This window comes from Pseudundibacterium arcticum (genome assembly GCF_042646465.1).
GTDB lineage: Bacteria > Pseudomonadota > Gammaproteobacteria > Burkholderiales > Burkholderiaceae_D > Undibacterium_A > Undibacterium_A arcticum.
Map to the genome: position 1 here is coordinate 44,837 of NZ_JBHRTP010000071.1, position 11,589 is coordinate 56,425.

Here is an 11,589-nt window from a genome sequence, read left to right on the forward strand (position 1 = left end):
CCAACCAGATTATGTTGGCTTCGTCCTTCAAGAGGGAAAAGGGATTTAGCTTTACATTGGCACCGGACCGCAAGTCCATGTCAATGTGGCTTCCGTCCTGCAGGAGGGTAGAAATCCAGCACGAATAGTCTTTGTCGAAAATGATTCGATTACAGGGACTATGCTTTTCGAATTGGGAAATAAGAAAATTGACAATCGAGGTCTTCCCGGAGCCGGCAGGACCTACGACCAGGGTATGCGCCAGATCAGTTTCATGAAAGCTGAAATAATATGGCGTCGAATATTCGGTTGGCAGAACCGTTAATGCGCCCTGCTGCCGGCCTGTCTGCTCGGTCAAATGCCGATTCACCTTGTCGCCGACTGATAAGGTGCGAATCATCGCCATGTCGGTGACATTGGCAATATTCATAAATGCCCACCGGAACAGGGTATTGGCCTGTCCCGGCATCGTCGCTGAAAACACCGACCGCAGATGCAAACTTTCGCGAAGTAGCACAAATCCCCGGCGCCGTAGGCCGGTTGCGATCAGCTTTAGGTTCTCCTCAAGCTGTGTTGGGGTCGTCCCATATCCAAGCACCGTCATGTTGAAATAACCGTACAAACGGTTAAACGCAGTCAGTTCCTGCATCGCGTGCTGCGCATCTTGCGCAAGCAGCAGCTTTCCAGTGTCTACTTGGTCTGTGGGTTCCTTTGTCCAGGCTTCGACGGCCATCGCCATCAAGCCTTTTGTCGAGGAACGATGATGCTCTTCGGTCTGTTCAATAAAACTTTTAGCTTTAGCCTGATCCGAAAAGCGAAAGATCTGCGAAATGGTGACTTCGCATGGAACGGACAACAATGCATCAATGATCCCCGGACTAGCACCATTGGGCCAGGCTTTTACTGTAAAGGCTCCCACACAGCAATCTTCAGAGTCGCTGAATACTAGATGCTTGTGCTTTCTTGACAGTGTATTGTCCGGAAGCCAGGTATTCAAATAGGTCGGAACCACGGGCATCTTGATTGGCTGACCAGCTGTTGCAGGGCTGCATCGGGTATGCAAATACGTCAACAGTTCTTCATTCTGCAAACGCTTGAATCCAAGGTCGGTGACAGTTTCCTCAAATTCATTTAGCTTTGCGTAAAATGCGGCCTTCATCGCGGCCATCTGTTCAAATTGATTTTGAACAGCCACCGTTTTCGAAAAAAAGGACTTTAGCGTACTGACGATCGCAGACCCAATCCCCTCCTGTTTGACCTGCATGTGAGAAGAAATCGACTCAAAGAATCCGCCAGCACCCTTGCCTGCCGAGTACATGAACGCCATGAAGTGATGATTTGCGAACTGAGCACCGCCAGTAAATTGCTCCTTCCATACATTGTTGATTGCCGAGCCGATTTCAGTCCCAAAGTGTGCCTCTGGATAGTCGTAAATTCGGCGCCGATCTACCGTGGCCCACATCGTCATGTGCTCATCACATACCTTCAGGCCGTGTTCAAGCAAATTTGCATATCGGTCCGCTTCGACAACGGTAAGCCCTTCAGCGTCGACTCCATCAAATGAAAAAAAGGCTACAAGTGATCCGTCGATATTGAGCACCATATCCGACTCGATCATGCTCATCCAAGGTACGATCTCCGAGAAAGACGATGTTGTCTGGTGATAATCGGCAATAAGATCACGTAAGTTCAGCACAGAAGGTCCCTTCCAAATCCTTCGGGTCGTTTCGTCGGTGAGTCAATATGTGGCCATGGGTCATACACATCGGCTTGGCGGGTGTATTCGAGATACACGTCGACGATGTTGGGGTCGGATTTAAACAGCCATGCCAAGAACAAGTGGGCAACGACCCCAACCGGCAACACAAAGAAATAATGGAACGAGAAAACAAAGGCCAGAACGATTGCCCAAAGGGGTACGACGAACCGAACATCTACCCCAGCAATCATTTTTACCTGAAGCAAGGACTGATGTATGACGTTGTACCGCGGCTGATATTCCATCTCTCACCCGCCTAGAGTCAAGAAACAGCAGAGCAAGAAGCTTGATTGCCGCCGATCAGATGCAGGACCGAGCCGGCGCTCAAGATAAGTGTTGCTGCTATGATCACCACCATAAGTTGCTGGAGGATCCCTTTCTTTACGACCAGAAACAGAACGCCCTCCACGACGATACAGATCAGAATGATCCCAGGGCCCCACTGGGACTGCACTGCAGACGCGATGGAGCAAAAGGTGTCCGCCATAGGCAGCCTGAATCCATCCGCGTGGGCCTGAGTAGCGGCCGTGGCGATTGCCAGCCCCATCAGATTGAGCCGCATAAAACGGGGTTTCACTGCGCGGAGGACGCTAGATTTAAAGAGGTTTAGAAATATCACGGTGTTTATTCCTTATAGACGTGGGTAAAAAAATATTCCTGACGCGTTGTGTCGAACCCATCCAATTTCAGGATCTCTAGCAACCGTCGCTTGCCGTTCTTTCGCGCCATAAAAATCACATAGTGGAAAGTTGTCGATATCCGTTGCCGCATCGATTGCAGCGGAATGCTCGAGCCGGCTTGCATGATCAAATCTTCGAAGCGGGTCAGTCCTTCCAAAGAGCTATTGGCATGCAGTGTTGCGATGCACCCTTCATGGCCGGTATTTGCGGCATTGAGCAAATCAAGCGCCGCACCGTCACGAACCTCGCCCAAGATGATTCGGTCTGGCCGCATACGTAGCGATGTTTTCACTAGAACAGTGAAGGTAACGCCCTGGTCCTCGCGCGTTTCGAACGCAATTCGGTTGGGCAATTTGATGTCGAGTTCAGGGAGATCTTCAATCGTGATGACACGTTCTGAGGGATCGATCTCTTGAATCAGCGCTTTCAGAAATGTGGTTTTCCCGGAGCTAGTTCCGCCGACTACCAGGATGTTCTTTTTGTCCTGAATGGCGCCTTTCAGAATGTCTCTCGTCGCCGGCTCGATAACTTCGTTGGTCACATAGTCATCGAGCGTAAAGGTCACCGAGCTGTGCTTACGGATCGACATGACAGGCCCATTTGGGGACGCAGGCGGAAGCACCGCACACACACGCACCCCATTCCAGCGCTCGTTCAGTATGCAATCCTTGGACTTGGGTCCAATTTCCTTTCCGGCGCGACTGGCCAAGACTGTTATCGCCGCACGAATCTGCGCCTCCGACAGCTTGATATCGATTTTGTTTATTGCGCCGAATCGCTCGATAAATACATCGTCGGCGCCATTGATCATAATTTCCTGCACATTCGAATCCTGGAAATGCTCGCGGAGAACTCCGAGAGAATTCAGGACCATCTCAAGTGCGGCACTATTTTGGTTGTTTTGCATGGTTGAAACGATAAGCCGTTTCAACCTGCAAACAGGTCGTAATAAACCACCGAATCGGCACTAATTCTGACGCTCTTTAGCCGTTGAACAGGCGTTGAGTGTTCGAGATCATGAATATGAGGGGGAACCCGAGACAGATTGCCCATCCCGGCATGAAGTACGGAGTTACTGGCAATGGAACAACAAGGTACAAAAGAGGGAAGAACAACAAAAACACGATGAAGTGCATCGATAACGAGTAGGCCATCGGACTGATGAATCCGAATTCAGCAAATTTTACTTTGCGAGTAACAAATCCGTCCAGGAAGGCGGCAACCACAAAGGGAAGGATGAACAACATCCAATGTGTGATTATTCCCCATCGGAGCAATAACCCGTACACATTCACGCTCAGCGCAGTTAGATAGCCGTTTGTCGCGTTCGAAAATGCGGTCGTTGGGCGAGCCATCACACCGTCCAATTTACTCTCGGCAGGCGTCATTGGACGGGAGTAAAACTTGCTTTTTTCGGACAGATAGCCGGTATCAATGAACAGAGATTTATACGCCAGTCCGGCTGAATGAGAGATCTCGTCAGCTTTTTCTTGTCCGAAAGCAGTGCTAACAGCAGCTAATTCATTCTTGATTCGTAGAACCTGTCCCTCACGAGACAAGATGAACGGAGAGGCCAGCAGGAGGATGCCCCACATAGCCACCCAGAAAATCAGGTGCGTCGTCCCCCTCATACCGCTTTCACCCACAAAGGCTGCAACATGCTACTGATGGCTTTCATCTTGCCAATATCATTGATCGTCATCACGTGGGCGCACAAAAAATCCCTCCCGCCGCTGATCTCATCACCCGAAGGAATCGGCGCCGGACTGAAACACACTTCTTCCACATCCAACTTTCTCGCCCAGGCGGAGATTGGCTGAGTAAAATATGGCCATGGAATTGCAGCGCCCCTACGATCGAGCACATATACATTGATCATTTGAATAGCTGAGGACGAATCCGCTAGCACGTTCAAGAATCGAACCATGCTGTAAATTTCCGGCTCACGGCATCTTGTCGAAAGATCGAAGGCAGCGAATGCCTTTTCGATCGTTTCATCTGCCAATGGTCCTCTCACCCCAGGGTATTTTCTGGAGACCAGTTCGCAATACTTTACGCAAGCAACCTGCAGGTTTGGCCACGCATGAAATACGATTCTCCGCTCTTCATTGAGATTGATCGCTTTTAATATCGCCTTAAGCGCTTGGTCTCCATGACGATCAAGTTCAGCTACCCTTACACATTCCTGACCAACCATTGAGTAACCTGCTTTCGCTTTATCGATTGCGTACTGTTTGATGTCTGTGACTTTTTCCATGTTCTCTAGTGACTTGTCATTGTGACTTTCGGAATTCTTCCCTTCATTAACTTGCCACCGGCCAGCAGCGCAATGTATTGAAGGTCAGGCAATTTGCCGAGCAAATCCTTCGGGAATTTCTCGACTCGTTGCTCTGAAATGCTTTCGCTGATATTGCCCGAGAATTCCAGTCCGTGATCCTCGGTTTTATTTCCTGATCCATGACTCCGAGACGCCTGTTTGTAAAAGGTCTCACCTATTTTTTCAACTATGAAATCTTGCGTTTGTCCATCGATTACCCTTAGGGCAATCAAGTTGTTGCAGTTCCCAAGCAACATCCTTGCTTTTGGCTCCGTGCCCATTCGGTTAACATAGTCAGCGTAGTTCTGTGCAGCCATCGTCACGCTAAAACCAGCGCCTCTACCTTTATTCAATAGTTGAATGAGAGGCGCATTCACCACTTCTGCAGCTTCGTCAATTACCAGTTGAACCTTGATTCTCTGATCCTTATCGCCATAGTTGTACAAGGCCCCGGCAACGGACGCGAGATCCGACAACAAGATAGATGCAATTGCCGAACCAACCTCGACGTCCGACAGGGAATCAAGGCCGATGTAGCAGATGTAGCGACCCTCAATAATTTTTTGCGTGTCGAATATTGGACGCTCGTCGTCCATATCGTCGTAGTCAGGGGACAGCATTTTTCCCAACTCTTCCGAATTGAGCATCGTCAGTAGCGGAATAACCGTTGCAACCATTTTCGAATGCCAGTCACGAGGGTACTCTGCGATACGGAGCAGGTTGTCAACAATGTCGGCATCCCGATTTTTCTTCAACCCCTGAACCTCAAGCTTGTAGTATGTTGCCGCTGCGATGAGCTCCGACGATGCGGTCTGCATGTTGGTCTTGATTTTTCCCATCGCGGCCTTCTTTACCAGCTCACCGACCATAGATTGCCAACCTGGTTCGTACTCGTTCATGTATTTACGGAGCACATCCTCAAGCAACCGCTCCGTACCGCTCGATAACCGTTTGAGAGCGCTGGACAGCTGCGGGCGAAATCCCAGATACCGCTCTGCCGCTCCTATAGAGTTGATCGCATCCCAAGTGACCGCGGCGAATGTGTCCTTACCAGATTCGGACGAGGTTAATGATGAGATTCGACTCGCGGTCTCGGTCCCCCGATTGAAATTCTTCATCGGATCCAACCGTACTGACTGCATCGGAAACGCTGGATGGAATTTGATGAATAGTTGAGGATTTCCGGTAAAGGCAGCTACATCCCTGCAAAGCTGCTCAAGTTCCTGGTCGCCCTTGGGATCGAATACGAAAATGGCATCGCCGCGTGTGGCCATCTGCAACAGCATCACTTCGTACATACGGGTTTTCCCCGATCCGGTCGTACCGAACAAAGCCGTGTGTCCCTCGTTCGAAACCCATGGTGTTTTTAGAATCTGCTCCTTTGGTTCCAGACCGTGTATCCACGCTAGTCCTTTCTGATCTCTCGGGTCGTGCTTGATCCCAGCCAGCTTTAGGTACATTTCAGGGGGGTAGATCTCGTGAACGTCACGCTTAAGAGTGTCGTAGGCCAGTTGAGTATGGGAAGGTTGCCATTCAAATCCGTACCCTAACCACATGTGCTTCGGATTAGCCTTGGAAAAAGCAACTACTTCCCTGCCGTCAAGGTAAGAAAAGCTTTTACCTGAGAGACTGATCTTGTATTCCCACAGCTTTTTTGTCTGCCAACCTCTATAGCCCGTCATTGCGAGAGACATTCCAGCCATGGTGACGAATGCATTAGAAGGTACAGCGGAGAATAGACCAATCCCGGCCATCACAAATGTCGAAGTTCCCCATGCCAAGGCTGCATACCCTTCATAGGCGGGACGCATCAAGTTTTTGTATGAGATTAGCATTCGTCGTCCTGATGAAACCCGAGGAATTGAGCTGCTTTATGCTTGATTACGATGCAAGTAATCGTTTTCCCTTCAGTCTGAACTTTGATGTTCTTTGCATTAGGATTGGCCGCGGGAGTCTCAAGCCAGTCGTTTGCGTGAAGCAAACCGACTATCCGCTCTTGTGGCAGACCATAACGTAGTACTTGCTGATTTTCGAATGCGATGCCCTGCGGAACATCCAGAATCGATTGTTTATGCCTGCCCTTACGGTAATCGTCGATCATCTTGCCAATCACTTCCATGACGTCTGGTTTGAGCATGGGACGGGCGGCTTCTGCAACGTTTCCGCTGTAGCTCGATTGAACAAGAGCCGGCCGGATTTCAGCATCCGGATCAATCTCTTCAATTTTTTTCGCCGCCTTGGCGATCGGCATTTGTTTCGCCTGCTTCGAAGGCTTTGCGGAGTCTAGGTCGGGCACGACTTCACGCTTCCCTGTTCTCTGAATTGTATCGAGATCTTGTTCACCATCATGATCTGACAGGGAAGAGAGATCGGTATTACGATCGATCACATCTGCTGATCGTGGTCTGTCGGAATCTGGGTCCGCATCGTCGGATGAGGATTTCGCCTTAGGTTTGTTGGCCTTGATCGGCGTTTCTTTGGGTACCGCCTCCTTGCCAACTTTTGCTAACGTCTCAACACCTTCGCGCCTGATCGCCACATGAACCGGTTGGAGGGTCTCATCCTCGATCAGAACCAGAGGATTGGCTATTTTCAGCGCCTGCCATTCGTCTTTAGATTCTGGGGGGGTAATCATCCAGTAGCTCGATAGGCCATTCCTTTCAGCGATCTTGCCATCGCACAGAATCTCAGCAAGAGTCGCGATATCCTGTGGCACGCCAGAGATACCTGCCTCGCCTGCGATTTTCTGAATTTCCTTGGCCGCGCTTTTCCAGATAAGGAACAATCCTTCTGGCGAGTACCAGAGGCGAGACTTTGTCTCATTAATTTTCCAGAAGCCGGTGCGGTAGAGCTGGCGCATCGCATCAAGGAGATATGGCTCAAGATGATTGCCAACGGTCAGTTTGCCGTAGTTTTCCTTGCGAACAGCTGCATCGCGCTTTGAGATTTTATCCCGCGTCTCATACACGATGCGTGCCACAGAATTATCTGCGGGGTGAGAAGATCCACTGGCGACGGCGAACACAACAGGAACAATTTCCGCGGAAGCGTCTTCCAGGTACTGCAGGGCATAATCCGGCAGAATAGCCCGCATTATGACCGCTACGTCAGCGCGGCCCGACACCATCGTGTGCAATTGCCTGGCCTTATGCCATTGGACAAAGTACCGATCGATGCCAGTTTCCGATGTCCAATCAGTCAGCGACTTCAGGTATTTTGGCCAAGCCTTTCCTTCCTGGCTGGTAACCACCATGTCTGACAAAGGGCGATAAAGTTCGCTACACAGAGCGGCCAGAAAGGTGGCATATCGCCATCTTGGTTCCAGTTCTCGCCGCAGCTCCACTTGAACTTGACCGGCGAAGACGACACGTTCTGCCGACTGCAGGGAGAAAAATCCGACTTCCAGACACAACCGAAACAAGCCACCGGCGCCTTGATGAGTTTCAGTCTGCGAAGCCGGCAATAGCTGAATATAGGTGGCTAGATTTTTGACAATTACCTCGTAATAGCGCTGGTAGTGCTCTACAGTGCCGCCCGCAAGGATTCGAAGCCGGTCCATCATGGCCTGTTGTGACGCGAGGATTTGATCTGCGTCGGTTACAGCTATGCCGACGTCGACAGGCGGGTAAACCGGGATAGATGGCGCGACCGGATGTGGCTTAGGAGGAACCGCGGGTAGAGGTCCATGCGCCTTTGAGCTCAAGTCGGGGGGAGATTTTTTTCGCAGCCAATTAAACATGCTGCTAGTTTCCCATTCTTGTCAGTCACAAGTGGCATGGAAAAGCGGCATATATTGATACAATTCGGATAGGACTTTTCGCGTTGGTGCTATTTGAATTTTTTCAGCGCCGAATCGGACTCCGCCACTTCCTTTTCAACTTTGCGTTGACGTTTCTTAAATATCGCACATAGCGGGCACGCGTGATTGGACAGAGGGCTGCCCATGACATTCAGGAAATGACTTCGACAGTCTCTGCATGTGGCATAGACTAATTCACCAATCTGGATCGACTGAATAATTTTGAATCCGAGGTCAAACGACAGTAGAGCATCATCGACCGTACATTCAAAGTCGAGCAAGTAGTGTTGGTAAGTGGCGAGATGGAGTCTTGCACCGATCAGACCCAGCTCGGAGAGACGTTTATACTTTTTGCCGTAGTAGCTGGCATGAAATCGTTTTTCTGACGAACCGATTGCGCGTTCTGGAGAGACCGGCATCATGCCTTTGCTTGGAGATTCGCCGTGAATGTCCTTATAGATACGCCCGATGTCGGCAGGAGTGAAGCTCGAATCGGTTGAGCGCATCAAGTATGCGATAGTCTTCGCCCTAGCCTTAACTTCGCACAACTGGTAGATGAGGTTGACGCCTTCAGTCGTCGCCAGTGTATTTTTGGAAAGTTTGCGTTTTGGGACGCCAATCTCGCTTCCGGCCTTAGTTAACACGGAGCACACTCATCCTGGCAAGTTCCTGGGAAGAATCGGCGCGCATCGCCAGGTCCAATAAGCGATCGTCGCAGTTCAGTTGGAACAAGGAGAACCCCATCCCAGCTAAAATTTCCACGTTTTCGAATGGCATTTTTGCCAACCTTTCAGCCGTTGATCGCGCCATTTCATAACGGTGCATTGCATCTTCAATGGATTTCTGGGCTGCGTTCCAGCGTTTGATTAACCCCGCACGGTTTTCGTTGGTGATCTCTTGCAAATTAACTGGAGGCGTTGCCTCATTGACCACATTTAAAATTGCCATTTGAATTCCTGATTGTTTATCTAATAAGTGCGCTATTGTAATATGTTCCTCGTAGGAATTATTATGCTTGCCCCTATTAAAAGTATCAATTGATTTTTTAGAATGCGATGTCAAATCGCAACTTTTTAGTCTTCACGGTGATGTATGCAATATCCGATGCTCAAGCCAAGAAACTCGCTAGAATTGCGCTTTCTCAATCAAAACGAGCAAACCTTGCATCTTTTGAAAGCATCAAATGGTTGAATCTGATCTCGCTATCGAGGAATTCCGGAAAGAATTTTCTCGCCGGTTGGAAATGCTGGTGGAGGCACGCGGCTATCCGAAGACCAATTTCGGTCGAAATAAAATTCTGGCGAAACAGCTGGAAGTCACGCCGGCATATGTCTATAAACTCTTCCATGGACAGATGGGTTCCACACTACTTCTGCCAAAAATCGCTAAAACGCTCAACACGACAACCGATTTTCTATTGGGCCTGACTGATGTCATGGATCGAGTGATAGGAGAGCAGCGTGAAACCGAATTAATCGTTCGGCATTGGCACCCGATTGACCGCACTGAACCCCATTTTGATCTCCCAGTATCTGTTGAGGACCCATGCCAGCGCACATTGAAAGGCATGTGGGCCTACTGCAGAGATATTTTTGGGTCTTACGATCGAGAGCTGGTCATTTATGATGTGGCAGCCACTCAACTGGTTAATCGTGCGACATATCTAGTCGTTATAGACGACATCGTCCAACTGCGGACAGCGACAATCATCGATAGTGAATCCGCGATGTTATGGTTTGAACAGCATGACATCTTTACGATCGTTCCATCGCACGGCGCCGCGTCTGAAAGCGGCATGCGCAAAGAATGTGCCGTACTCGGGACTGTGGTTGCTAGAACAAAGGTGAAATAATCCGGATCTCGCTTTCGCAAGACCCGGAACCGGTTCGAATCATTAATTTCGTTTCAAACCAACGAGCAAATCAAGCATGTCGTTACCAGCCCTGGTTGGGGCATGTTCCTTCACGATGATCCCCTTTTCAATTGACGATTTTTTCAACTTCTGCGCAGCATCAAAACCAGCACGAACACCGTAACGGTTTGGCAGATCATTGTCGGCAAAAATGTAGAGGTATTTGATCCCTTCAGGAACGATGAAATTCTTCATTCCTGAGGTATTGACGGTTGCCCAGCAAGGGAGGTTTTTGAACAGCATTACTGCATATGCTGTCTCGATCCCTTCCGCAACTGCCAACACATTACCGATCGGTTTAACAAGCCGAATCGCTCCGCCTTTTACTCCGATAGTGGCCAAGGTTTTCTTGACGTCATCGTACGGTGCCTTCTCACCGTTCTCTGTGAGATAGGTCCGATGAATGTCCTGACAAGAACCATCCGGAGCGAGGATCATCGAGATCATCGCTGGATGGTGGCCGAGTTTTTTTGTCACGCCAGCCGTGGTTTGGTAATACGGAAGATTCGGATGGATACGGATCATGTTCGACAACATTCCACGGTTGAATCCGGGAATCCGGTTGTGCAAATACTTCCACACAGGATCACCTTCGACCACCGGATGCGATGCCTCCCATAAGGTCTTGTGTTTGGCTTTATTCAGAATGATTTTTTCTGGCGTTAGCCCATCACTTTCGACCGGCCGTGGCACAACGCGTGTTCTAACCTCGACCGATTGACCACCGTACCAATCTTCAATCCAGCGTGCAGCCTGAGCAAAGTCCATATTGCCGAATAATTGCATCAGCTTGAAGCCGTCGCCGGCGCCGCAATAGCGGCAACAAAAAGTTCCTTTCTGATCCTTGTTGTCAAAGAAAAACCGCGTTGAACCTCCGCACATCGGACATGGCCCTTCCTTCTTGTCGAGGAAGGCTGGGTCTATCCCGACATCCGCAAGGATTAGCGGCCAACGACCGGGCGCTATATCCCGCGCTTTCATCGGTACTGTTGAATGCATGACTTACTCCTATTGGATTACGGCTTTTCAGCCGATTGTTACGGACTTGTCTAACTTGCTTTTCTTTTCCATTGTCGAATCACGAGAGTGACGATTTTCAAACATGATGCCTCCTCTTGAAAATGACGAGAACACCTTTCCCAA

General features: G+C 49.7%; 12 protein-coding genes. 1 reads left to right on the forward strand and 11 read right to left on the reverse strand.

Features of this window, described 5'->3' with window-relative positions; genetic code table 11:
* From ACFOFO_RS19890 to ACFOFO_RS19935, 10 genes are all read right to left on the reverse strand, one after another.
* Positions 1-1,603 (reverse strand): VirB4 family type IV secretion/conjugal transfer ATPase (locus ACFOFO_RS19890; protein ID WP_449369385.1); only part of this gene is annotated, 1,603 nt, incomplete at its 3' end.
* 65 nt (positions 1,604-1,668) lie between these two features.
* Positions 1,669-1,983, reverse strand: a complete 315-nt coding sequence (locus tag ACFOFO_RS19895) for a VirB3 family type IV secretion system protein (protein ID WP_390332553.1) — start codon at positions 1,981-1,983, stop codon at positions 1,669-1,671.
* A gap of 17 nt (positions 1,984-2,000) precedes the next feature.
* Entirely contained in the window at positions 2,001-2,300 is a 300-nt protein-coding gene (locus ACFOFO_RS19900; RefSeq protein WP_390332555.1) for a TrbC/VirB2 family protein, read from the reverse strand.
* Positions 2,301-2,362: 62 nt separating this feature from the next.
* On the reverse strand, positions 2,363-3,325 hold the full coding sequence (locus tag ACFOFO_RS19905; protein ID WP_390332558.1) for a CpaF family protein: 963 nt from the start codon (positions 3,323-3,325) through the stop codon (positions 2,363-2,365).
* 76 nt (positions 3,326-3,401) lie between these two features.
* A complete protein-coding gene (locus ACFOFO_RS19910) occupies positions 3,402-4,064 on the reverse strand; it encodes an IncC plasmid conjugative DNA transfer DtrJ family protein (RefSeq protein ID WP_390332559.1) in 663 nt (220 codons plus the stop codon).
* Positions 4,046-4,675, reverse strand: coding sequence for a hypothetical protein (locus tag ACFOFO_RS19915; protein WP_390332560.1), 630 nt, complete (start codon positions 4,673-4,675; stop codon positions 4,046-4,048). The genes ACFOFO_RS19910 and ACFOFO_RS19915 overlap by 19 nt, the downstream gene beginning before the upstream one ends.
* 5 nt (positions 4,676-4,680) lie before the next feature.
* Complete coding sequence (gene traD, locus ACFOFO_RS19920; protein ID WP_390332561.1) at positions 4,681-6,570, reverse strand: conjugative transfer system coupling protein TraD; 1,890 nt, start codon at positions 6,568-6,570, stop codon at positions 4,681-4,683.
* On the reverse strand, positions 6,564-8,474 hold the full coding sequence (mobH, locus tag ACFOFO_RS19925) for a MobH family relaxase (protein WP_390332564.1): 1,911 nt from the start codon (positions 8,472-8,474) through the stop codon (positions 6,564-6,566). The genes traD and mobH overlap by 7 nt, the downstream gene beginning before the upstream one ends.
* Before the next feature lie 89 nt (positions 8,475-8,563).
* Complete coding sequence (locus ACFOFO_RS19930; RefSeq protein WP_390328601.1) at positions 8,564-9,178, reverse strand: FlhC family transcriptional regulator; 615 nt, start codon at positions 9,176-9,178, stop codon at positions 8,564-8,566.
* Positions 9,168-9,482, reverse strand: a complete 315-nt coding sequence (locus ACFOFO_RS19935; protein WP_390332567.1) for a hypothetical protein — start codon at positions 9,480-9,482, stop codon at positions 9,168-9,170. The genes ACFOFO_RS19930 and ACFOFO_RS19935 overlap by 11 nt, the downstream gene beginning before the upstream one ends.
* Positions 9,483-9,717: 235 nt before the next feature.
* On the opposite strand from ACFOFO_RS19935, the gene ACFOFO_RS19940 reads away from it, so the two are divergent.
* Positions 9,718-10,386, forward strand: coding sequence for a hypothetical protein (locus ACFOFO_RS19940; RefSeq protein WP_390328606.1), 669 nt, complete (start codon positions 9,718-9,720; stop codon positions 10,384-10,386).
* Positions 10,387-10,428: 42 nt separating this feature from the next.
* Here ACFOFO_RS19940 and ACFOFO_RS19945 read toward each other — a convergent pair whose 3' ends face one another.
* Positions 10,429-11,445 (reverse strand): DUF7146 domain-containing protein, encoded by a 1,017-nt coding sequence (locus ACFOFO_RS19945; protein ID WP_390332569.1) that lies wholly within the window; start codon positions 11,443-11,445, stop codon positions 10,429-10,431.
* Positions 11,446-11,589 lie beyond the last annotated feature (144 nt).

Coding starts and splice junctions, on each gene's coding strand:
- ACFOFO_RS19935 (WP_390332567.1), bottom strand. CDS start 9,482: ATGGCAATTTTAAATGTGGTCAATGAGGCAACGCCTCCAGTTAATTTG.
- ACFOFO_RS19945 (WP_390332569.1), bottom strand. CDS start 11,445: ATGCATTCAACAGTACCGATGAAAGCGCGGGATATAGCGCCCGGTCGT.
- traD (WP_390332561.1), bottom strand. CDS start 6,570: ATGCTAATCTCATACAAAAACTTGATGCGTCCCGCCTATGAAGGGTAT.
- mobH (WP_390332564.1), bottom strand. CDS start 8,474: ATGTTTAATTGGCTGCGAAAAAAATCTCCCCCCGACTTGAGCTCAAAG.
- ACFOFO_RS19905 (WP_390332558.1), bottom strand. CDS start 3,325: ATGCAAAACAACCAAAATAGTGCCGCACTTGAGATGGTCCTGAATTCT.
- ACFOFO_RS19940 (WP_390328606.1), top strand. CDS start 9,718: ATGGTTGAATCTGATCTCGCTATCGAGGAATTCCGGAAAGAATTTTCT.
- ACFOFO_RS19915 (WP_390332560.1), bottom strand. CDS start 4,675: ATGGAAAAAGTCACAGACATCAAACAGTACGCAATCGATAAAGCGAAA.
- ACFOFO_RS19895 (WP_390332553.1), bottom strand. CDS start 1,983: ATGGAATATCAGCCGCGGTACAACGTCATACATCAGTCCTTGCTTCAG.
- ACFOFO_RS19900 (WP_390332555.1), bottom strand. CDS start 2,300: ATGCGGCTCAATCTGATGGGGCTGGCAATCGCCACGGCCGCTACTCAG.